Raw genomic sequence first — 22,474 nt, 5'->3', positions numbered from 1 at the left:
AGGGCTCCTGGTTGCCGCGCGATGCGCGTGCAATCCGGGGCCCTTCCGTTTTAGGAGTCCAGCATGCTGAGCCCCGAGCGAATCCAAGCCCTGTGTGAGTCGTCGCGCCCCAAGCTGGAGGCCATGCGGGCCGCGCTGCGCACCCACGGCAGCGCGCTGGTGGCGTTCTCGGGCGGGGTCGACTCCACCTTCGTCCTGAAGATCGCCGTGGAGGAGCTGGGCGAGAGGGCCCTGGCGCTGACGGCGCTGTCGGCGTCCGTGGCGCCCGAGGAGGCGGAGGAGGCGAGGGCGCTGGCGTCGAAGCTGGGCGCCCGGCACGTGGTGGTGAGCAGCAACGAGCTGGCGAACCCCTCGTACGCGGCCAACCCCACCAACCGGTGCTACTTCTGCAAGACGGAGCTGTACGACCTGTGTGAGGCGCGGCGCCAGGAGCTGGGGCTGGCGGTGGTGCTGGACGGCTTCAACGCGGACGACTTCAAGGACCACCGCCCCGGTCACAAGGCGGCGCGGGAGCACGCCGTCGAGTCCCCGCTGGCCGCGGCGGGCCTGACGAAGGAGGAGATCCGCGCGTGGAGCCAGGCGCTGGGGCTGCCCACGTGGGACAAGCCGCAGATGGCGTGCCTGGCGTCGCGAATCCCGTATGGGACGTCGGTGACGCGCGAGCGGCTGTTGCAGATCGCCTCGGCCGAGTCGGAGCTGCGCAAGCTGGGCTTCCGGCAGTTCCGCGTGCGCTACCACAGCGAGGTGGCGCGACTGGAGGTGGCGGCGGAGGAGTACGAGCGGTTCCTCGCGGCCGACGTGCGCCAGAGGATCAACACCGCGTTCCTGGCGCTGGGGTTCAAGTTCGTGGCGTTGGATCTGGAGCCGTTCCGCTCCGGCCGGATGAACGAGGCCGCCGGCGTGACGAAGCCCGCGACGCCGGGAGCCCCGAGCTTCGCGCTGCCCGTGGTGAGCTGATCCCCGACTCGCTTCTCCGCCTGACACCCACGGCTGCTGGAGCTCCGGAGCAGATCATGACGGTCGAGCAGTCTTCGCGGCGCGAGCGGTTCTCCTGGCTGCAGGGCGCCGCGGGCGTGGTGCTCCTGGGGCTCACCCCTGGCCTCGCCCACGCCGCCGAGTACGTGGACTCGCCGTACCGGGACCGGCGCTCCTTCTCGCTGATCCTCGGTCCGGGGCTGTCCTACACGGAGCTGATCGGCGACTCGGACGCGGACGTGGTGAAGGGGCTGGATGCCCAGCTGGATCTGGGGGCCAGCCTCTCGGTGGGGCACGGGGGGGACGAGGTCTTCGTGTTGATCCGAGGGAGCCTCCGGGGGCCGGATCTCTCCGTGGTGGGGGGCTTCCGGAGCGTCTTCGGGATGGAGGCGTGGCAGTCCTTCGTGGATCTCGGCGCGGTCGTGCGGCCGTTTTCTGGGCCGTGGGTGGGGCCTCGCGTAGCTTTCGGTTTGCGACACACCTTCTCGGAGCGGCTCGCGGTGTACGGGGGGCTCGGGCTCACGCTCGGGTTCGGATCCGGACTGCGCGCCGACGCCGAGGGCTTCACCGGGGTGCAGTGGATCTTCCCGGTCAGCGGATCCGAGTGAAAATCTTGCGATCAGAAAGGGCTGTGAGATGGTGTGTGCATCTGTAGGAGGTTGCGCACTTGGAACTGAATCCCCGCCTCACCTCGGTGGTCTTCCGGCTGAACCGCGAGAAGCTCGACGCCCTGAAGGAGCTGTCGCGCTCCACGCGCATCCGCCAGAGCGAGTACCTCCGGGAAGCCATCTCGGATCTGCTGGCGAAGTACGAGGAGCGGCTCGTCGATTGACGGCTGCTCGTGGATCCGCCCCGTGTCACTCCGAGAAGGGTGACTCCGGCGGCAACCCCGGAGGTTGGAGACGCTCTGGGGCCGTGAAGGGATCCACCTTCGGAGGGTAGTGCACCTCCCAGAGCATCAGGCCGTGAGCGGGCGCCTTGAAGCCCTCCATGGCCGCCCCCGTCTCCAGGGCCGCGTGCCACGCTTCCTCCGGCAACAGCCCCGCCGCCACCTTGAGCGCGCCCCCCACCAGATAGCGCACCTGGTAGCGAGCAAAGCCGTCCCCGACCAGCCGCACCTCGTACAGCCCTCCGCCCCGCTCGTGCAGGGTGGCGGACTCCAGCGTGCGCGGCTTCTGGGGACTGGACTTCTCGTGGAAGGCGATGAAGTCCCGCGTGCCCTGGGCCCTGGCGAGCAGCGCCGCCACCCGCTCGGGCGTCACGGCGCCGCCTCGTCCCAACACCCCTGGCTCGCCCGGAACGTCGAGCGAGTAGGGTGCCCAGTCCTCCGTCTGGGGCCCCCCCAGCCGCAGCCGGTATCGGTACGCCTTGCCGCTGGCGCTCCACTGGGCATGGAAGCCCTGGGGCCGGCGGACCAGGCACAGCCCGAGCCCCGGCGGCAGGTGCCCCGGGAGCCTTTTGGCCAGCGACTCGGGCGAATCCCCGGCCTCCAGCCGGACGCTCACCACCTGCATGCGGGCATGGACGCCCCGGTCCGTCCGCCCCGAGGGCATCACCGAGGCCGGGACGCCCACCGCCCGCAGCGCCGTCTCGAGCGCCTCCTGGACGGTGGGGCCCTCCGTCTGACGCTGGAAGCCGCGGAAGTTTCCGCCGCGGTACCAGATCCACAGTGCGACGGGAATCCGCTTGGAGGTCGAAGTGAGCACGGCGTTGCGAGGTCGCGGGGTTACACGGGATAATCGCGCGCGAAATGGCGGCTGGACAAGAACTCGCGGCGGACGTGGATGGGCAGTGGCTCTTCCGACATGGTGACCTGGTCCTCGGACCTGTCAGCGGCTCGGTCATCGTGGAGAAGCTCAAGACAGGAGAGCTGACCCCCGAGTCCCCGCTGGCCCTGGCCGGCGAGCGGGACTTCCATCCGATGCGCGAGGTGGAGCCCTTCAAGGTCCACGTGGCGCTCTCGGAGGCGCGCGCCCGCGTGGACGCGGCCGTCCTGGTGGAGCGGGAGAAGAACCACAAGCGCGTGCTCGTGCTCGGCGGCGTGGCCGCGGGCCTGGCCCTGGTGCTCGGCACCGTCGGCATCTACGTGGCGCGCAACGCCGCGGTGCACGGCTGGTTCGGCGAGGACGAGTTCGAGGGCATCGAGATGGAGGCCCCCGTCATCCGCGTGGCCCAGGCTCGACAGGACGACGAGGAGCTCTTCGACTACCCCACGCACGGTGCAGTGAAGCCCGGTACTCCCGCGGGCACCAAGCCCACGGGCGCCTCCACCGGCAAGCCCACCGCCGTGGCCTCCGCGTCCCGGACCGATGACCGCCGGCCGCCGCGCCCCGCGGGCAGCGTGGGCACGGACCCGGACGGCATGGAGGTGGCGCAGCAGTTCGACCAGTCCGCCATCAACCGCGTCGTGGCCGGCAACAAGTCCACGCTCTTCAAGTGCTTCAAGGAAGAGGCCGAGCGCAGCCCGGGGCTCGCGGCGAAGATTCCGCTCGAGTTCGTCATCGGCAACGACGGCAAGGTCAACAAGCTCTGGGTGGACAACCCCCAGTTCAAGAAGGGCCCGCTCTACGAGTGCCTGTTGACGGAGCTGCAGAAGTGGCCGTTCCGGGCCTACGAGGGAGAGCGGGCGACCGTCGGCCTGTCGTTCAACATCGGCAAGCGGGGCTAGGGTCACTTTCTTGCCCACCCCCCGGGCATGGCTCATACCGGGGCCATGTCCGCCGCATCCGTTGCCGAGACCGAAATCGCGAAGAAGGCGCTGAGCGTGCCGCCGGGGACCTTCCGTCACACCGTGCTGGTCGCCGCCAAACGCTTCAAGTCCACCTGGGCCGAGCTGGGCAAGCTGCTCGTCACCGTCCGGGACGAGGCGAAGTTCGAGGAGTGGGGCTATCCCACCTTCGAGGCCTACTGCCTCAAGGAACTGCACATCAAGAAGCAGACGGCCCTCAAGCTCACCCGCTCCTTCAGCTTCCTGGCCAAGCACGAGCCCGAGGAGGAGCTCAAGGCCCAGGAGTTCCCGGAGAAGGCGCCCGCCTTCGAGGTCATCGAAGTGCTGGCCGACGCCGAGGAGCGTGGCCAGTTGTCTCCCACTGAATACAAATCCCTACGTGACAGCATCTGGAGCCCGGAGAAGAACCCGACGGAGCTCAAGAAGGAGTTCACGGAGCGCTTCCCCCGGCCGCCGCCCGAGCCTCCCCCCGAGAGCCTCCAGGTGCGCAAGCTGGCGTCCATGGCCCGGAAGCTCGCCAGCGAGCTGGCGGGGTGCCGCAAGATTCCGAACGCTGTCGCCGAGCGGGCAGCCGCCCTGGCGGATGACGTGGAGGAGCTCGCCTCGGGCGTGACGGACGCCTGAGCCGCTGTTACTGAACGCTCACCCGTTGCGGCCGCTGTACGGTCCGTAACGGGCCCGCACCGTTGGGCTTCCTGCCCAGGTGACAGGGCCCTATAGTGGTTCAGGGCCCCGGTGTAGGTGGGCCTGACGGCTGTTCGAGACGTGGGCAGGCCGTGTGGGTAGGGGAGCGGTGGACGGCGAAGTGGCTCCGGCAAGTCTGGGGTCGGCGAACTCGGAGGCGGCAGTGAAGAAGGAGCACCACGTCAACCTGTCCTGCTCGTTCTGCGGAAAGTCGCAGCGCGAGGTCCGCAAGCTCATCGCGGGACCGACGGTCTACATCTGCGATGAGTGCATCAAGCTGTGTAACGACATCATCGCGGACGAGAACGAGCGAGAGGAGGGCAAGCCCCAGGTCAGCTTGCCGACGCCTTCGGAGATCAAGGCGTTCCTCGACGACTACGTCATCGGTCAGGACCAGGCGAAGAAGGTCCTGTCGGTCGCGGTCTACAACCACTACAAGCGCATCTACCAGAAGAAGCCCACGTCCCGACCGCGCCCCGGCGTGAAGAGTCCGTCGGGCGAGGAGGTGGAGCTGAGCAAGAGCAACATCCTGCTCATCGGCCCCACGGGCTCGGGCAAGACGCTGCTCGCCCAGTCGCTGGCGCGCTTCCTCAACGTGCCGTTCACCATCGCGGATGCCACCAGCCTCACCGAGGCCGGCTACGTGGGTGAGGACGTCGAGAACATCATCCAGAACCTGCTCCACAACGCCGACTACGACGTGGAGAAGGCGGCGCGCGGCATCGTCTACATCGACGAGATCGACAAGATCGCCCGCAAGGGTGACATGCCCAGCGCCACCCGCGACGTCGGCGGCGAGGGCGTGCAGCAGGCGCTCCTGAAGATCATCGAGGGCACGCGCGCCAACGTCACCCCGCGGGGTGGCAAGAAGTACAACCAGCAGGAGTACGTCCAGGTCGACACGACGAACATCCTGTTCATCTGCGGCGGCGCGTTCCACGGCATCGACGGCGTCATCAAGCGCCGCGTGGGCGAGAAGGGCCTGGGCTTCGGCGCGAAGATCACCCACCGCGAGGAGCGCAGCGTGGGCGAGCTGCTCGCGCTGACGGAGCCCGAGGACCTGATGAAGTTCGGGATGATTCCCGAGTTCATCGGTCGTCTGCCGATGATCGCCACGCTGAACGACCTCAAGGAAGAGGACCTGGTCACCATCCTCGCCCAGCCGAAGAACGCGCTGGTGAAGCAGTACCAGAAGCTCTTCGAGATGGAGAAGGTGAAGCTCACCTTCACGAAGGAGGCGCTGCGCGCCATCGCCCGCGAGGCGATGCGCCGTCACTCCGGAGCGCGCGGCCTGCGCGCCATCCTCGAGGACGCCATGCTGGAGATCATGTACGACGTGCCGTTCCGCGAGGGCGTCAAGGAGTGCAAGATCACCGAGACGGTCATCACCCGCCACGAGCCGCCGCAGCTCGTGATGGAGAAGGAGAAGAAGACGGCCTAGCGGCCCTTCTGCTCCGTGCCGTTCCCCTCGGCCCCTCCTTCCCTCACGGGAGGCAGGGGCCGAGTCGTGTCCGGCGCCCGTTACGCGGCGGCCGTCGTGGGCAACAGCGACGGCAGGGAGATGACGAACTCGGAGTACTCGCCCATGACGCTCTCCACGCGAATCTCGCCCTGGTGCTCCTGGACGATGTCGTGGACCAGGGACAGGCCCAGGCCCGTGCCGGAGCCCGCGGGCTTGGTGGTGAAGAACGGGTCGAAGAGCTTCTCGCGAATCTCCAGCGGGATGCCCGGCCCGTTGTCGCGCACCCGCAGCTCCACGCGCGCGGCGAGCCGCCGGGTGGAGACCAGGATGCGGGGCACGAAGGCCTCGCCCTCGCCGCGGCGCTTGGCCAGCGTCGCGTAGAAGGCGTTGTCGAGGATGTTGATGATGAGCCGGCTGATGTCCCCGGCCACCACCTCGACGGTGCCCACGCGCGGGTCCAGCTCCGTGTCCGTCTCCACCAGGGCCGCGCCCTCGCGCACGCGCAGGCCCTGGACGGCCAGGTTGACGCTGTCGCGAATCAGCATGTTCAGGTCCACGCGGGTGCGCGAGCCCTCGGAGCGGCGCGAGTGCCGCAGCATCGTCTTGATGATGTCCGAGGCACGCCGCCCGTGGGTCTGGATGCGTCGGGCGTTCTGCTTCAGGTCCTCCAGCGTCTCGAGGATGTCCTCGGCGGTGGTGGACTCCAGCTTCTCCGTCTGGGCGCGCAGCGTGGTGTCCAGCTCCGCGGCCAGCCGCGTGGAGAGCTCCGAGAAGTTGTTCACGAAGTTGAGCGGGTTCTGCAGCTCGTGCGCGATGCCCGCCGTGAGCGCGCCCAGCGACGCGAGCTTCTCCTGGGCGACCAGCTGGCGCTGCATCTCCTGGATGCGGGTGAGCGTCTCGGCCAGCTCCACGTTCTTGCTCTGCAGCTCCGCGGTGCGCTCGTCCACGCGGCGCTCCAGCGTGTGGCTGTACTCCTCCAGGCTCGCGTACAGCCCGGCGTTCTCCAGGGAGATGGCGGCCTGGAAGGACAACAGGCGCAGGACCTCCAGTCGCTCGGGCGTGAAGGCCCCGCGCGTGGCGTCGTTCTCCAGGTAGAGCACGCCGGTGAGCGAGCCCTGCTTGAGCAGGGGGCTGCACAGCACGGACTTGGGATGCGCGGTGCGCACGTACGGGTCCTCGGAGAAGGGCTCCTCCGTCGCCGCGTCGTCCAGGATGACCGTCTCGCCGGTGCGCACCACGTAGTGGACGATGGAGGCCGGCAGCGCGGTGGAGGACTCCACCGGCACGCCCTGGTCCAGCAGCACCCGCGCGCCGTCCACCGAGCCCTCGGCCTCGATGTAGAGCCCCTCGGGCCGCATGAGGATGAGGAAGCCGCGCCGCGCGCCCGCGTTCTCGATGAGCAGCGTCATCAGCTTGCGCAGGAGCTTGTCCAGGACGATTTCGCCGGACAGCGCGCGCGCCGTCTTGAGCACCGATTCGAGGTCCAGCGAGGCCAGCGGCGTGCCCGCGGACTCCTCGGCCCGCACGGGCTCGGGGGTGGAGGGGAGCAGGTGCGGGTACTCGCGCTCCAGCCGGGTGGCCACCGCGCGCGCGCCCCACCGGACATACGCGGCCCGGGAGTCCTCCAGGTAGCCATGGGCCACGCGCTCTCGGCGCTGGTCCAGGTGGAACCTCGCCGCCAGCTCGCAGCCGACCGCCTCGTCGAGCGACAGGCCGTGCTCCCGCGCGAGCCGGATGGCCCGGTCATAGCCATCCGCGGCCTCGGCGGGCTTGCCGTCCACCCGGGCCCGCTCCGCGTCGAGCAGCTCCGCGCGCGCGGCGTAGTTCATCGGGGCGATGCGGGCCCAGCCGCGCATCTGCTTGCGGAGCGCGTCGATGGTGCGGGACGCGCGCAGGCGCTCCAGCGGCCCTCGCGACGTGTGCAGCTCGAGCAGGGCCAGGCCCTGGAAGAACTTGTACCAGGGCAGGTAGATCTGCCCGGTGATGAGCTCCGCGCGGGCATCCACCGCGGCCGCGCTCTCCAGGGCGCCCTTCGCGTCGCGCCACAGCCAGCGGCGCATGGTGCGCATGACCTCGCAGGTGGCGATGCCGTTGGAGTAGCCGGCCTGGTGGTACGGCGCGACGATGTCCCGCTCCCGGGCCTCCACGTCGCCGGTGAACGCGCCGGTGAGCACGTCGAGGGTGTGCCGCGTGTACTGGAGGAACGGCACGTTCGTGTGCCGGTGGCTCGCGAGCGCGTCGCGGAAGCGGTCGACGCGGGGGCCATGCTCCAGGAGCCCGTCCCGGCCGATGAGGGACACGGCGCAGCCGGCGCTCGCGTTGTACGCGAAGTACTCGATGTCGCCCGTCTCCTGGCCCTTGCTCGCGCCGGCGAAGAAGTCATCCAGGCACGTGCCCAGCGGCTCCTTCCAGTGACGGATGAAGAGGTTGAAGACGAAGTGCACCATCGAGCGCAGGCTCTCCGCGCCGAAGCGGTCCAGCGTCTTCAGCGCGAGCCGCCCGTAGCGATAGCCCTCCTCGGGGTTGCCCAGGTGGACGCTGAGCATCAACCCGTAGCCCACGTAGCCGAAGGCGGCCGTGCCCGTGGCGCCGTGGCGGATGGTGAGCTGGAGGTTGCGCAGCACCACGAGCGGGAAGAGCAGGGGGCGGGCCATGAACGCGGCCGTGGCCAGCTTCATCATCACCCGCAGCGTCGCGACGAGCAGCGGGTCCCGCAACTCGGGGAGCGACTCCAGGTCCTCCGGCTTGCGCAGGCCCAGCAGCACCTTCGTCTTCGCCACGCCCGCCAGCACGTGCGCCTGGATGGGGCGCGCGGGCAGGTGCTGGCCCAGCATTCCGAGCACCTCCAGGCCCAGGTCCACGGCGCGCTCGTGCTCGCCGCGGTGGGAGTGGCACTGGATGCGCACCAGGTGCACGCGCACCTGCTCCAGCCGGTCCTGGGCGTGGTCCAGGGCGGCGGTGGCCAGCCGCTCCATCTGCTCGAAGTCCGCCGCGAGATACGCGGCCTCGGCGGCCTCGACGTGCAGGTCGAACGCGAGCGCGCGGTTGGCGCTCCAGCCGTCGTCCCCGAGCAGCTGACGGCCTGTCGTCAACAGGCGCAGCGCCGCGGACCACGCGCCGCGTGACTTGGCGCCGCGACCCGCGCGCAGGTCCAGGGCGGCCACCCGGTGTCGCTCCCGCGCGTCCTTCAGCACGGGAAGGGCCAGGTGGAAGTGGCTGACGATGTCCGCGAGCTGCTCGTCCATCAGCTCGGGCGGCGTGTGCCGCAGCAGCAAGCGGCCGATGCGCGCATGGACCTCCGGGCGTTGCTCCGGGGGCGTCAGCTCCAACGCGGCCTGCTGGACGCGGTCGTGCGCGAACTGGAAGCTGTCGGAGGGCTCGGTGTCCGTGAGCCGCTCGCCCACGGGCGCGACCAGGGCCGCGTGGAGCACCTCGTCCAGCACCTCCGCCGTCTGCTCGGGCGTCTGCTCCAGCACCGTGGAGAGGTTGCGCAGGGTGAAGGCATGACCGAGCGCGGCGGCCACGGGCAGCAGCGCCTGGGCGCCCGGGCTCAGCTCCCGGATGCGCGCGGTGAGCAGCGCCACCACGCCGTCGCTGAAATCCTGACCTCGCAGGGCGCCGCCGTCCCAGCGGAAGCCTCCACCCTCCGCGTCGAAGCGCACGAGCCCGCGCTCGTAGAAGGCGCGCAGCAGCTGCACCGCGAAGAAGGGGTTGCCCTCCGTCAGCGACAGGACCACCGCGTCGAGCTGCGTGTCGGGCTGTCCCGCCGCCGCCGGGAAGACATCCGCGACCAGTCGCGACAGCTGCTCGGGAGACAGGGGCTCCAGGTCGATGCGCTGCACGGGCGTGCCCGCCTCGCGCAGGGTCTGGGTGAGCCCCACGACGGGGTGCTCGGCGTCGAGGACCTCGGTGCGGCACGCGGCGACCACGAGCAGGTTGCCCAGCTCCCGGTCCGTCAGGAGCTGGCGCAGGAACTGGAGGCTCGCGCTGTCCGCCCACTGCAGGTCGTCCAGCACGACGACGAGCGGATGCTCGGGCGTGGCGAGGACGCCCACCAGCTTGCGCAGCACCAACTGGAAGCGCAGCTCCGACTCCGCCGGGTCCAGCTCGGCCACGGGCGGCTGCTCTCCCAGCACCAGCCCCAGGCGCGGCACCGCGTCCACGACGAGCTGGCCCATGCCGCCCAGCGCCTGCAGCAGGCGCTGACGCCACAGGTCCAGGCGCTCCTCGCCGAGCAGGCTGCGGGCGACCTCGCGGAACGCCTCGAAGATGCCGGAGTAGGGCGTGTCGCGCAGGAGCTGGTCGTACTTGCCGCGCACGAACAGGCCGTGCTTCTCCGACACGGGACGCTTGAGCGTGCCGGTGAGCGCGGACTTGCCCATGCCGGCCGCGCCGGTGACGAGCACGAAGCCGGAGCGACCGGTGGCGGCCCGCTCGAAGGCGTCGCGCAGCGCGGCCTGTTGAGGGGCCCGACCATAGAGCCGCTCGGGGACGGCGAAGCGCTCGGGGACGTCCTTGGTGCCCAGCTCGAAGTCGGGCACGCCCTTGCCCGTCTCCAGTCCATCGAGGCAGCGCCGCAGGTCGGCCACCAGCCCGTAGGCGCTCTGGTAGCGGTCCTCGGGGGACTTGGCGAGCAGCTTGAGGATGAGGTCCGACAGGGTGCGCGGCAGCTCCGGCACCAGCGACTGGGGCAGCGGCGGCGGCAGCGCGACGTGCGCGTGGACGAGCCCCAGCGCATCGGTGTCCGCGAAGGGACGGCGGCCGGTGAACAGCTCGAACAGCATGACGCCGAGCGAATAGAAGTCGCTGCGGGAGTCGACGCTGCGGTGCGTGCGGCCAGTGGCCTCGGGGGACAGGTACTCGAGCGTGCCCTCGAGCCGGTCCGGGGCGACGGGGGCCACCTCCGCGCGGGCGCGCCGCGTGGCGAGGGTGAGCCCGGTCAGCTTCACGGACACGCCGTCCGCGCCCACGAGCACGGACGCGGGCTGCAGATCCCGGTGCAGGATGCCGGCGGCGTGGAGCTGGCCCACGGCGCGCGCGAGGGCGACGGCGAGCCGGCAGCCGGCGAGGACCTCCATCCGCCCCACGGCCAGTCGCTGGGCGAGCGTCGTCTCGCCGAAGCCCTCGAGCACGAGCACGGACATGCCGGGACGGGACTCCTCCAGGGCCAGCGGGTGGAGGACGCCGTCGAGGCGCAGGGGATGGGTCAGCTCGAATTCGTGACGGAGCCGCTGCGTGAGGGCTCCGGTGCGCGAGGGCTCCGCGAGCTTGAGGTTGACGGTGGCTCCATCGTTGGCGCGGGTGGCGCGAACGAGTTGGAAGGAGCCGGAGCTGCAGAGCGCTCTGTCGCTTCGGTATCCAGGGACATCAATCATTGCTCGACCCGTGCGCGCAGGGGCGCGGCACCCCCCTTGGGGCCGGCAGGCTAGCTGTGCCCGCCAGCGGCTCGCAACCGAACCGGCCCCGCTTCTCGGGGCGGCTGCCTGCTCACCGGAGTGGTGGTCTGGGGCCGGGTGTGCCATGCAACCTCCACGGTGATGAGCGCGACGGCCAGGGTGGAACAGGACACACGGCGGGACGGCAGGCGCGTCCTCGTCATCGGCAGTGGTTTCGGAGGGCTCGCGGCGGCGGTGCGTCTGGCCGCGCGAGGCTGGCGAGTCACCGTCCTGGAGCGTCGCGCCGTCCCGGGGGGGCGCGCCCATGCGTTCCAGCAGGACGGCTTCACGTTCGACGCGGGACCCACGGTCATCACCTGTCCGCACCTGCTGGAGGAGCTCTGGGCGCTCGCGGGGCGGAAGCTCTCGGAGCACGTCGAGCTGCGGCCGGTGACGCCGCTCTACCGGATGCGTTTCCCGGATGGCTTCACGTTCGACTACCACACGGACCGGGAGCGGATGCTCGAGGCCGTGCGCCGCGTCTCCCCCGGGGACGAGGCGGGCTACCTGGCGCTGTCCGCCCGGGTGGAGCGGCTGTACGAGGCGGGAATCGGCCCCTTGATGAGCGCGCCCGTGCCGCACGTGCTGAGCCTGGCGCCCTTCACCGCGGCGCTGGTTCGAGACGAGGCCTTCCGGACGATGTACGGCCTGGTGGCGCGGCACGTGAAGGACGAGCGGCTCCGGCAGGCGCTGAGCTTCCATCCGCTGCTCATCGGCGGCAGTCCGTTCTCGGCCGCGAGCGCGGTGTACACGTCCATCCAGTTCGTCGAGCGGCGCTGGGGTGGGTTCTTCCCCGTGGGAGGAACGGGCGCGCTGGTGCGGGGCCTCGTGTCTCTGCTGGAGTCGCTGGGCGGTCAGGTCCGCTACGACAGCGAGGTGTCGGAGATCACCGTGGAGGGGCGCAAGGCCACGGGGGTCCGATTGGGCTCGGGGGAGTGGCTCCCCGCGGAGGCGGTGGTGTCCAACGCGGACGCGGCGTGGACGTACCGGTACCTGCTGCCGCGTCACGTGCGCAGCCACTGGACGGATGACCGCATCCAGCAGGCGCGATACTCGATGAGCGTGTTCCTCTGGTACTTCGGCACACGGCGCCAGTACCCCGAGGTCGCACACCACACGCTGCTGTTCGGTCGGGATTTCCGAGGCATGTTCTCGGGCCTGTCGGGCTCGGGTCAGCCGTCGCAGGACCCGCTGCTGTACCTGCACCGTCCCACCGCGACGGACTCGGGCCTGGCGCCGCCGGGACATGACGCGTTCTATGTCCTCGCGCCGGTGCCGCATCTGGGCGAGGGCTCGAACTGGAAGGCGAGGGCGGAGACGTTCCGTCGCATGCTGGCGGAGCGACTGTCGCGCACGGTATTGCCCGGGCTGGAGTCGGAGTTGATGACGTCGAGGGTGTTCACGCCCGAGGACTTCCGGGATGATTTGCGCTCGTTCCGGGGCGCGGCGTTCAGCTTCGCGCCCACGCTGTTGCAGACGACGTTCTTGAGGGCGCAGGCGAAGAGCGAGGACGTGGACCGGTTGTATCTGGTGGGCGCGGGGACCCATCCCGGCGCGGGCCTGCCCGCGGTGCTGTGCTCGGCGAAGATCGTCGACACGGTGATGGCGGGGGCGTGAAGGGGGGCCTCGGGCGCGGGCTCGCGACGAAGAACGGCGCGCGCCAGAACGCCGGAGGTGTCACGCTCTGTCGTGCATGGCGAGCGTGGGCTGCATGAGCGCCGGGGCGAGGTGTGACATTGCCCATGCCGTGCGGAGGTGAAGGGACATGGCGGAAGTCGCGGGACTCGAGCGCTGTCACGTCATCCTCAAGGCCGCGATACTCGCGGCGAAGCCCGAAGACCGGCCCGCGATTCGTTGGGCGCTGGGCGGCCCGCGTCCCGTGTGCCCGGCGGCGGGGCAGGTGGAGCTGGGGTTGTGGTTCTCCTCGCTCGTGTCGCCGTTCCTCGCGGACCGCTTCGAGGAGGCCGTGGCGAGCCGCATCGTCGAGCGCGTGCGGGACTTCCTGTCGAAGCCCCTGCGCCTCACGCCCCAGGAGTCACTCTCGCTGGGGCACGACAAGAAGCTGACGAGCAAGGCGGGCCGCGCCTATCACGCGCTCATCGCGGACTCGCGCTCCGAGGCTGACGAGTCGGAGGCGCTCGCGGTGGTCCGGCGGACGGCAGGTGCTGCGGCGGCGCTGTGTCGCGGCAAGGACACCTTCGTGCACCTCACCGCCGCGGTGGCCCGTGTCGTGAAGTACCTCGACGAGGAGCCCGGTCGCGCGGGGCTGAGCGTGCAAGGGCTCCTCACGGAGCTGGATGCGCGCATCCTCAGACTGGAGTGCCACGCAGCCATCGCACCGCTGCTCGCGGGGAGCGCGCCTCCGGACCTCGAGGCTGTCCTGTGGCGCGCTGACGGCGGCAAGGGGACCGCGAGGCACTTCATCGCGAGGCTTCGCGGCGGGAAGCTCGGACTGGTGACGAAGCTGGGCGCGAGGTGGACCTGGATTCAAGGAGGGAAGGACGAGGTCCTCGCCTCCGTGCCGGATGCCTGCTTCGAGGAGGCGACCTGCGCGGTCATGGCGGGTGACTGAGTCGCGCGAGCCCGTGCCTCGGAGAACCCATGCATCCTCCGAGGCACCACCGCCGTCATGCCGCTACTTCTTCCGAGGCGCTCTCATCGTGAAGCGCGGGTACACGTCGTTCTCGAACACCTCGCGCAGCTTGGGGAAGTTGAGCACCCAGCGCACGCCCATCCGCCACGGTGCGAAGAGGGCGCGCGGCACGCGGGGGAACAGGCCCGGCAGCCAGTTCTCGTAGGCCTTCTGCATCGCGCTCACGTCGTAGTCCTCGCGAACGTCCACGCAGTAGGGCGGGTCGTTCGGCACGTGGCCATCGAGGATGTCCCCCAGGCCCGGCGGCAGATACGTCGTGTGGAGCGTCATGCCGATGTCGAAGTTCTTGCTGCCCAGCCGGCAGATGGGGCCCTTGGCGATGTCCTCCGAGTCGAAGATCCACACCTCGTCGCCTGTCGAGTCCGGCGGCAGGCTTGGCGTGGGGTCCGACACCACCAGCGCCACGACGTAGCCCTTCCAGTACGGGACCAGCGGCAGCTTGATGCTCGGCACGAACTGCGGCGCGAACCCGAACCAGCCGGTGGGCAGCACGTAGCCCTCGAAGCGGCCGGAGTTGACGAAGAACTTGAAGAAGCTCGCGGCCCGGCCCTCGCGGATGGGCATGCCCTCCCGGTCTCCGACGATGGGCTTGTACATCTGGTAGATGAACTCGGGGACCATGTCCGCCGTGAAGCCATCCGAGTTGAAGTAGATGGCCAGCTCGTCCTCCGGAATGCCCCAGTTGATGCCGCCGGGGAGCTCACCGCCAGGAGGCGGCTCGCGGGGGACCTCGTCGAGGTACAGCTTCAGATTGGTCTCGAGCTCGCCGTTGATGAGGCCCGTGTTCGAGAAGACGGTGAGCCCCCACGTGTAGTCATCGTGCGAGTGCAGCTTCGACTCGATGGTCCGCCGGCGCATGTCGATGTGGTGCACGCCCAGCGAGCTGCGCGTCACCGGCACCGCCGTGGGCATGCCCTGCTGGTACGCCAGGGCCCGGTTGCCGTTGATGAGCAAATCTCCCTCCTGGATGGTGTGGGAGAGGTCCTCGGTGGGCGAGTGCCCCACGACAATCGTGATGACGTCGTCCGGGTTCTCGTAGCGCGCCGCGAAGTGCAGACCGCCACCGCCGGACTGGAAGCGGTACGCGGGGATTCTCGGCGGGTCATCGGGCAACAGCGTGCCGGGCGAGGGACGCAGGTCCGAGCGCTTCACCACCCAGAACACCGCCTGGGGATAGGAGGGCTCGGAGGTCAACCGGCTCACCAGCCGCTGCAGCCGCGTCATGCCCGGCAGCGCGGACTGCACCGCGATGCTCCAGAAGTTGACCGGGAAGTTGCTGTCCAGCAGGACGACGTAGTCGCGCGTGACGGCGATCTGATGCAGCGACTGCGTCACCACCGGCTTGCCCGTGGCCGCGTCGATGAGCGACCAGTGGTGCAGCCGGTTCTCCCACGTGTCCCAGCTCACCAGGTGCGTCCAGCCCTCCCCGAGCGGCCACTTGGGCGCGTGATTCGTCAGGAACAGGCGCGGCTTCTGCCCGGCGCCCGGCGCCTCGGAGATGGCCACCGGGTGCTCGAACGCGAAGGCGGGGTGCGCGGTGCTCTGCAGCAGCGGGAACGTCCACGGCGTGCCGATGGCCGGCTTCCACTCGCGCAGGTAGCCCAGCGGCGTGTACGCCTCCAGCGTCATCGGATGGATGGCCCACGGACGGCCCGCGTCCGTCGTCACCAGCATCATGTTCTCGCCCTGCACCAGGAAGGGCGCCGTGTTGGGGGCCTCCTGCGCGCCCAGGGCGATGGACACGTCCGACAGCGTCGTCTCCCGGAATTCGTTGAGGTAGCGCGTGAGCGGCCCGCGCGACGTCTTGCCCGCGTTGACCGGCTCGCGCGCCACGTACGACGGCGTCTCCATGATGGAGGAGCTGAACGTCGCGTGGGCCCCGTCGAAGTCGAGCCGCAGCACGAGCCCGTCGGAGGCCAGCGCCGGTGAGCCCTCGGACACGCTGGGGCCGGCGACGAAGACGTGGCCGTGCAGGTCCGGGGGAAGCTTGCCGGCGAGCACGTGCAGCGGCTCGCGCGTGAAGCGCTCCCGGTTGGATGTCATCGCGTTGCGCGGCATCCCGGGGCGAGGACCCGGAGGGACGGCGACACCAGGGTACGTCGTCCCATCCGGCAGATGGGGCGGCGCGGGCGGCGGCACATCCTCCGCCGAGGGGGAAGGAAGGGGAGACACGGCGCTTCGAGTCACATCAGGCATGACTCCTCCACGGGTAGGGAGCTGCGGAACAGGTCGGGGAACGGGGCCAGCACGGTAACACGTGCGACGTCCGCGACTCGCACGAGGTGGCACGTCCGCCAGGGGAGGGAGGGGGCGGGATGGTGTTCCGGCGTGTGGACCCGATGTGCCATCATCGCGACGCCCGGTGCGACCAACCATGAACCAACACGACATGTCTGAGCCGCGCATCATCGGCGGGCGATACGTCCTCGAGCGGGTGCTCGCGGGCGGTGGGATGGGCACGGTGTGGGTGGCGACGGATCCCAAGCTCCAACGCCGCGTGGCCCTCAAGCTCATGGCCACCCACTGCGCGCCCACCCCGCACGCCTTGCGCCAGTTCGAGTGGGAAGCCCAGGCCATCGCCCGCTTCCAGAGCCCGCACGTCATCCAGATCCACGACTGCCATCTGGAGGGAGACACCCCCTACATCGTCATGGAGCTGCTCGAGGGCGAGGACCTGGAGGCCCTGCTCAACCGGCGCGGCCGCCTGTCGCTCGCCATGGTGGAGCGGCTGCTCACCCAGACCTCCCGCGCCCTCACGGCCGCCCACGCCGCCGGTGTCATCCACAGAGACCTGAAGCCCGCGAACATCTTCCTTTCCCGGAGCGCGTCCGGAGAGGTCGTGAAGGTGCTGGACTTCGGGCTTGCCCTGTTGACCCAGGGTGGCACGGCGCATCCGCACCCCGAGGAGGAGATGGCGGGGACGCCGCGCTACATGAGCCCCGAGCAGCTCCGGGGGCTGTCGCCGAGGTTGGACCACCGCTGCGACCTGTGGGCGCTGTCGGTGGTGGCGTACCGGGCGCTCACCGGACAGCACCCGTTCCCGCTGGAGTCGCTGCGCCAGTTCCGCCTGGGCAACGTGCCGCCGCCGCCGGTGGCGCCGTCCTCGCTGGCGCCCGAGCTGGGCACGGAGGTGGACGCGTTCTTCGCGCGGGCGCTGGACGTGGACCCCTCGAAGCGCTTCCAGTCCGCGCACGAGCTGTCCTCGGCCTTCAGCGCGAGGGTGGAGGCGGGGCGGCCCGCGCGTCCGGCCAAGGTGCTGGTGGTGGACGACGAGCCGGATGTCGCGGTGCTGATGGAGCAGGTGTTCCGCAAGCAGGTCCGCCGCAACGTCTACCAGTTCCTGTTCGCGGCGGATGGCGAGGAGGCGCTGGAGGAGCTGCGCCAGCACCCGGACACCGAGGTGGTCCTCTGCGACATCAACATGCCGAGGATGGACGGGCTCACGTTCCTGTCGCGCATCGGCGAGGTGACGACGCTCACGCGCGTGGTCATCGTCTCGGCGTACGGGGACATGAGCAACCTGCGCACGGCGATGAACCGCGGCGCGTTCGACTTCATCACCAAGCCCATCGACTTCCCGGACCTGGAGGCCACGCTCGTCAAGACGCTCAAGCACGTGCGCGAGCTGCGGCGCACGGTGCGCTACACCGAGGAGAACGGCCTCTTGCGCATGTTCGTCCCGGGCGGCGTGCTGGAGCGGCTGCCGCCGATGATGCAAGGCACGGAGGCCATGGCGGGCGAGTGGGTGGAGGGCACCGTCGTCTTCGTCGACGTGCACGGCTTCACCCCGGTGCTCAAGGACGAGGCGCCCCCGGAGTCGCTGCGGCGGCTCAACGCCATCTTCGAGGCCATCGTCCCGGAGGTGCTCTCGCGCGGTGGCACGGTGGACAAGTTCGTGGGCGACGCGGTGATGGCCGTCTTCCGAGGTCCCGGCCACGTGGACCACGCGCTGGAGGCGTGTCTGTCCATCCGCCAGCAGCTCGAGGTCCTGGCCACGCGAGGAGGCGAGGGCGCCCCGTATGCCCATGGGGTCTGCATGGGGCTGGACTCCGGCGACGTGGTGTCCGGCAGCATCGGCGCGAAGGCGTCCGGGCGGCTCGACTACACGGTGCTGGGGGACGTGGTGAACACCGCGGCCCGGCTGTCCACCCTGGCGCGGCGCGGGCAGGTGCTGCTCAGCGAGCGCACGAAGGAGCGCGCCCAGGAGCCCTTCGACTACGCGGCGCTGGGACCCCAGGTGCCTCCAGGGGCCTCGGTGGAGCTGTTGGTGTACGAGCTGCTCCGGGCGGAGGGGGCACGCAAGCCGGCGTCGGAGGACTCGACGCCGTACATGCCCTCTTCGGGGAGCCACGAGGAGCCCGGGGAGGGCTCGCACGAGGCGGCGGGACTGGTTGCGCAGCCGTCCCGGTGAGGTGGGACGGCGCGCGGCGCTTCAGCTGCTCTGGGTGACGCGCACCGTGGTGTTCATCTCCCGGCCGGTGGCCGGATCCCGGGCGCGCATGGTGAGGATGCCTTCGATGTTCACGTCGAAGGTGATCTCCACCTGCACTCCTCCGGCGCGGGCCTGCTGGATGCCGGAGAAGGTGAACTCACCGAGCATGTCGTTGCGCGCCACCATCTCGTGGTCGCCCTGGAAGATGCGCATGGCCAGCTCGGTCTGGTTGTCCATGCTGGTGGTGGCGAGCAGCTGCTTGGCGTTGGGGATGGGCGCGTTGCGCGGGAAGACGACGTGGAACGCGCCGCCGGCCTTCTCCAGGCCGATGGCCATGGGAATCACGTCCAAGAGCTGGATGCGCAGGTTGGTGTCGTCCTGGAGCGAGTGCGCGTAGAGCGCCGCGCCGATGGCGACCGCCTCGTCCGGGTGCACGGCCTTGCTGGGCGCCTTGCCGAAGAACTTCGTCAGGCGGTCCTGCACGATCGGCATGCGCGTCTGGCCGCCGACCAGCATCACCTGGTCCACGTCCTTGGTGGACAGCCCCGAGTCCACCAGCACGCGCGCCACCATCTGCAGGGTGCGGTCGACGAGGTGGTTGGTGAGCTGCTCCAGCATCTTGCGCGTGAACTTCATCTCGATGTTCAGGGGCTGGCCCTGGGACGTCATCGTGATGAAGGGGATGTTGAAGGGCACCTCGTCGCGCGCGGACAAGTCGATCTTGGTGCGCTCGGCCAGGTCCTTGATGCGCTGCATGGCCACCGGGTCCGTGGCCAGGTCGATGCCCGTCTTGGCCGCGAAGTCCTTGAGGACGTGGTGGATGATGGCGTTGTCGAAGTCGATGCCGCCCAGGAACACGTCGCCGCCGGTGGACTTCACCTCGAAGACGCGCTCGCGGATCTCGATGATGGAGACGTCGAAGGTGCCGCCGCCCAGGTCGTAGATGACGACCTTCTCCTTGAGGCCCTTGCCCACGCCGTACGCGAGCGCCGCCGCGGTGGGCTCGTTGATGATGCGCACGACCTCCAGGTCGATGAGCTTGCCCGCGTCCTTCACCGACTGGCGCTGCCGGTCGTTGAAGTAGGCGGGCACCGTCACCACCGCCCGCTTGATGGGCATCTTCAGGTAGTTGGACGCGACCTCGCGAATCTTGCCGAGGATCTTCGCGCTCACCTCCTGGAGCGTGAACTCACGCTTGCCGACGTCCAGCGTGACGTCGTTCTTCTTGCCGGGGCGCATGTTGTACGCCACGACCTTCTTCATCGTCTCGACGACGTCGCTGCCGAAAGGACGGCCCACCAGACGCTTGGCGCCGTAGACGGTGTTGCGCGGGTTGAGCTGCCACTGGCGCTTGGCCTCGTAGCCGATGAGCTCGTTCCCCTTGTCATCAATCGCGAAGATGGAGGGGATGGTGTACTCACCGCCCTTGTAGGGGATGAGCTTGACGTTCCCGCTGTCCTCGACAATCGCCGCGCACGAGTTGGTCGTGCCGAGGTCGATGCCGATGATGGGCTCCTTGTGCATCGTGTCTGGGCTCCGGGTGGCCACCGAAGAGAAAGGCTGGACCGTAGCGCACCCCGGCCCACCACGCGAGTAAGCTGACACCCACCTGCGACAAAGCCCTGCAACCCCGCACCATGTCGGGCGAAAAGTGCACCTGGGCTACTCTCCCCCCTGGAGGACAGCCGACGGCCCGAGCACGTGGGGTGGACGACACGGGGCCAATGGGCCCTGGACTTTCCGGAGGGCGGGCGGGAAAGGTCGGGCAGCGCAGAGGACGGCCTGCGGCGCGCTGGTGCCGTGGCTAGATCAACGGACCTGGACGACGACGAGGAGAGCCACGTGGACGCGAAGGGGTATCTGCAGGAAGTGGGCTCGCAGGTGAACGCCGACTTCGTCAAGAACCGTTCGATCCTGTCCTTCGAGGAGTACCTGTCGCTCTTCCTGAACGACCCCAAGGCCCAGGCGCGCAACGCGGCGCAGTACCTGCGGGACGTGATGGACCACTTCGGGACGGAGACGGTGCCGCACCCGACGGGGAGCATCCGGCGCTTCAAGGTGTTCGATGCGCAGCACAACGAGCGCGACGGGCGGGTGGCGGGGCAGGAGGAGGTGCAGAACGCCATCTACCGGGTGCTCGGCAACTTCGTGCGCGCCGGCCGCATCAACAAGCTCATCTTCCTGCACGGCCCCAACGGCAGCGCCAAGTCCTCGCTGGTCAACGCGCTCAAGTCCGGGATGGAGACGTACTCGCGGCTGCCGCAGGGGGCGCTGTACCGCATCGCCTGGGTGTTCCCCTCGGAGAAGCTCATCAAGGGCTCCATCGGCTTCGGGGAGCGGGCGAGCACCGGGGACGGGGAGCTGACGACCTTCGCGCACCTGGACGCGGAGTCCATCGACCTGCGCATGCCCTGCGAGCTCAGGGACCATCCGCTCTTCGCCATGCCGGCCGCGGACCGGCGCAAGGTGCTGGAGACGGCGCTCAAGAAGAAGGGGCTGGGCAACGGGGACGGGGAGACGGGGGACTTCATCCTCTCCGACTACGTGCGCGACGGGGAGCTGTGCTCCAAGTGCCGGCGCATCTACACGGCGCTGCTCAGCTCGTACAACGGCGACTGGCTGAAGGTGATGCGCCACGTCCAGGTGGAGCGCTTCTACGTGTCGCGGCGCTACCAGGTGGCCACGGTGACGGTGGAGCCGCAGATGAGCGTGGACGCGGTGGTGCAGCAGCTCACCGCGGACCGCACCCAGCTCAACGTGCCCGCGCCCCTGCACAGCACCGTGCTCTTCGAGCCGCACGGGCCCCTGGTGCACGCCAACCGCGGGCTCATCGAGTACGCGGACCTGCTCAAGCGGCCGCTGGAGGCCTTCAAGTACCTCCTGGGCTTCAGCGAGACGAGCGAGGTGCCGCTCGAGCCGTTCGTGCTCCAGCTGGACGAGGTGCTCATCGCGTCCTCGAACGAGAAGCACCTGGGGGCGTTCAAGGAGCTGCCGGACTTCGCGTCGTTCAAGGGCCGCATCGAGCTGGTGCGCGTGCCGTACCTGCGCCGCTACCGCACCGAGCAGCAGATCTACGACGCGCAGGTGTCCGCGACGACGGTGGGCAAGCACGTGGCGCCGCACGCGACGGCGGTGGCCGCGATGTGGGCGGTGCTCACGCGGCTCAAGAAGCCGATTCCGGACCGCTACCCCAGCGACGTGAAGGAGCTCATCGACCACGTCACGCCGGTGGAGAAGCTGCACCTGTACGAGGAGGGCGCGCCGCCGGACCGGCTCAGCCTGGCCAACACCAAGGAGCTGCGCAAGCTGCGCGAGGAGCTCTTCACCGAGTCGGACGCGTACCCCAACTACGAGGGGCGCATGGGCGCCAGCGCGCGGGAGATAAAAACGGCGCTGTTCAACGCCGCGCAGAACCCCGACTACAAGTGCCTCAACGCGCTCGCGGTGCTGGAGGAGCTGGAGGCCATCTGCAAGGACAAGAGCGTCTACGAGTTCCTGCTGCAGGAAGTGGTGGACGGCTACCATGACCACGAGGCCTTCGTGCGCGTGGCGGAGACCGAGTACCTGGACCGCGTGGACACCGAGGTGCGCGAGTCCATGGGCCTGGTGTCCGAGGGCCAGTACCGGGAGCTGGTGGAGCGCTACATCCAGAGCGTGAGCCACTGGGTGCGCGGCGAGAAGATGCGCAACCGCGTCACGGGCGAGATGGAGAAGCCGGACGAACAGCGCATGCAGGAGGTGGAGGCCATCGTCATGCCCCGGGGCGAGGAGGCGGCGGACTTCCGTCGGGGGCTCATCGCCTCCATCGGCGCCCACCGGCTGGACAACCCGGACGTGGTGATGGACTACGCGCGCGTGTTCCCGGACATGTTCAAGCGCCTGAGGGACCACTACTTCGAGGAGCGCAAGCGCGTCCTGCGCAAGAACAAGGAGAACGTCCTCAAGTACCTCTCCGAGGACCGGGCGCAGCTGACGTCGCGCGAGCAGACGCAGGTGCAGAGCACGCTCAAGACGATGGCGGAGCGCTACGGCTACTGCGAGCACTGCGCGAAGGACGCCATCCTGTTCCTGATGAAGAAGCGCTACGCATGAGGAGCGGGCGAGC

14 protein-coding genes are annotated in these 22,474 nt (G+C 69.5%); 10 read left to right on the top strand and 4 right to left on the bottom strand.

The features are described from left to right. The first annotated feature begins 63 nt into the window (after nucleotides 1–63). The 3 genes from larE to FL311_RS05730 are packed head-to-tail and all read left to right on the top strand — an operon-like array spanning nucleotide 64 to nucleotide 1,807. A complete protein-coding gene (larE, locus tag FL311_RS05740) occupies nucleotides 64–957 on the top strand; it encodes an ATP-dependent sacrificial sulfur transferase LarE (RefSeq protein WP_141323925.1) in 894 nt (297 codons plus the stop codon). Between the two features lie 56 nt (nucleotides 958–1,013). After that, nucleotides 1,014–1,583, top strand: coding sequence for a hypothetical protein (locus FL311_RS05735; protein ID WP_228556688.1), 570 nt, complete (start codon nucleotides 1,014–1,016; stop codon nucleotides 1,581–1,583). A 59-nt stretch (nucleotides 1,584–1,642) separates the two neighbouring features. Further along, nucleotides 1,643–1,807, top strand: a complete 165-nt coding sequence (locus tag FL311_RS05730) for a ribbon-helix-helix domain-containing protein (RefSeq protein WP_074956984.1) — start codon at nucleotides 1,643–1,645, stop codon at nucleotides 1,805–1,807. Between the two features lie 25 nt (nucleotides 1,808–1,832). Here the strand turns inward: FL311_RS05730 and FL311_RS05725 are convergent, their stop codons facing one another. Next, nucleotides 1,833–2,681: a tRNA pseudouridine(38-40) synthase TruA gene (locus tag FL311_RS05725; RefSeq protein WP_141323924.1), complete on the bottom strand. Its 849-nt coding sequence runs from the start codon at nucleotides 2,679–2,681 to the stop codon at nucleotides 1,833–1,835. Nucleotides 2,682–2,725: 44 nt separating this feature from the next. On the opposite strand from FL311_RS05725, the gene FL311_RS05720 reads away from it, so the two are divergent. From FL311_RS05720 to clpX, 3 genes are all read left to right on the top strand, one after another. Next, on the top strand, nucleotides 2,726–3,643 hold the full coding sequence (locus FL311_RS05720; protein WP_141323923.1) for an AgmX/PglI C-terminal domain-containing protein: 918 nt from the start codon (nucleotides 2,726–2,728) through the stop codon (nucleotides 3,641–3,643). A gap of 45 nt (nucleotides 3,644–3,688) precedes the next feature. Beyond that, complete coding sequence (locus tag FL311_RS05715; RefSeq protein WP_141323922.1) at nucleotides 3,689–4,327, top strand: hypothetical protein; 639 nt, start codon at nucleotides 3,689–3,691, stop codon at nucleotides 4,325–4,327. A gap of 223 nt (nucleotides 4,328–4,550) precedes the next feature. Continuing rightward, nucleotides 4,551–5,828, top strand: a complete 1,278-nt coding sequence (gene clpX / locus FL311_RS05710) for an ATP-dependent Clp protease ATP-binding subunit ClpX (protein WP_141323921.1) — start codon at nucleotides 4,551–4,553, stop codon at nucleotides 5,826–5,828. Between the two features lie 80 nt (nucleotides 5,829–5,908). Here clpX and FL311_RS05705 read toward each other — a convergent pair whose 3' ends face one another. Then, entirely contained in the window at nucleotides 5,909–11,224 is a 5,316-nt protein-coding gene (locus FL311_RS05705; protein WP_141323920.1) for an ATP-binding sensor histidine kinase, read from the bottom strand. A 180-nt stretch (nucleotides 11,225–11,404) separates the two neighbouring features. Between FL311_RS05705 and crtI the strand changes: the two genes are divergently transcribed. Continuing rightward, nucleotides 11,405–12,901: a phytoene desaturase family protein gene (gene crtI, locus FL311_RS05700; RefSeq protein WP_228556687.1), complete on the top strand. Its 1,497-nt coding sequence runs from the start codon at nucleotides 11,405–11,407 to the stop codon at nucleotides 12,899–12,901. 148 nt (nucleotides 12,902–13,049) lie between these two features. Further along, complete coding sequence (locus FL311_RS05695) at nucleotides 13,050–13,856, top strand: hypothetical protein (protein WP_141323918.1); 807 nt, start codon at nucleotides 13,050–13,052, stop codon at nucleotides 13,854–13,856. Nucleotides 13,857–13,919: 63 nt separating this feature from the next. Here the strand turns inward: FL311_RS05695 and FL311_RS05690 are convergent, their stop codons facing one another. Continuing rightward, nucleotides 13,920–16,109 carry a carotenoid oxygenase family protein gene (locus FL311_RS05690; protein WP_228556686.1) on the bottom strand — a complete coding sequence of 730 codons (2,190 nt, stop codon included), beginning with the start codon at nucleotides 16,107–16,109 and terminating at the stop codon, nucleotides 13,920–13,922. A 217-nt stretch (nucleotides 16,110–16,326) separates the two neighbouring features. Between FL311_RS05690 and FL311_RS05685 the strand changes: the two genes are divergently transcribed. After that, nucleotides 16,327–18,348, top strand: coding sequence for a response regulator (locus FL311_RS05685; RefSeq protein ID WP_194869070.1), 2,022 nt, complete (start codon nucleotides 16,327–16,329; stop codon nucleotides 18,346–18,348). Nucleotides 18,349–18,369: 21 nt separating this feature from the next. Here the strand turns inward: FL311_RS05685 and FL311_RS05680 are convergent, their stop codons facing one another. Further along, nucleotides 18,370–19,893, bottom strand: coding sequence for an Hsp70 family protein (locus tag FL311_RS05680; protein ID WP_141323915.1), 1,524 nt, complete (start codon nucleotides 19,891–19,893; stop codon nucleotides 18,370–18,372). Nucleotides 19,894–20,211: 318 nt separating this feature from the next. Here FL311_RS05680 and FL311_RS05675 point away from each other — a divergent pair, with 318 nt between their 5' ends. Further along, complete coding sequence (locus tag FL311_RS05675) at nucleotides 20,212–22,461, top strand: PrkA family serine protein kinase (protein WP_141323935.1); 2,250 nt, start codon at nucleotides 20,212–20,214, stop codon at nucleotides 22,459–22,461. Nucleotides 22,462–22,474 lie beyond the last annotated feature (13 nt).

This window comes from Myxococcus sp. AB025B (assembly GCF_006518215.1).
Taxonomy (GTDB): Bacteria; Myxococcota; Myxococcia; order Myxococcales; family Myxococcaceae; genus Myxococcus; species Myxococcus fulvus.
This window is presented reverse-complemented; position numbering and strand designations above follow the sequence as displayed.

Bases quoted from the DNA above. Each gene is read 5' to 3' on its own strand.
- larE (WP_141323925.1), top strand. From the start codon at position 64: ATGCTGAGCCCCGAGCGAATCCAAGCCCTGTGTGAGTCGTCGCGCCCC.
- FL311_RS05735 (WP_228556688.1), top strand. From the start codon at position 1,014: ATGACGGTCGAGCAGTCTTCGCGGCGCGAGCGGTTCTCCTGGCTGCAG.
- FL311_RS05680 (WP_141323915.1), bottom strand. From the start codon at position 19,893: ATGCACAAGGAGCCCATCATCGGCATCGACCTCGGCACGACCAACTCG.
- FL311_RS05695 (WP_141323918.1), top strand. From the start codon at position 13,050: ATGGCGGAAGTCGCGGGACTCGAGCGCTGTCACGTCATCCTCAAGGCC.
- FL311_RS05705 (WP_141323920.1), bottom strand. From the start codon at position 11,224: ATGATTGATGTCCCTGGATACCGAAGCGACAGAGCGCTCTGCAGCTCC.
- FL311_RS05715 (WP_141323922.1), top strand. From the start codon at position 3,689: ATGTCCGCCGCATCCGTTGCCGAGACCGAAATCGCGAAGAAGGCGCTG.
- FL311_RS05685 (WP_194869070.1), top strand. From the start codon at position 16,327: ATGTCTGAGCCGCGCATCATCGGCGGGCGATACGTCCTCGAGCGGGTG.
- FL311_RS05720 (WP_141323923.1), top strand. From the start codon at position 2,726: ATGGCGGCTGGACAAGAACTCGCGGCGGACGTGGATGGGCAGTGGCTC.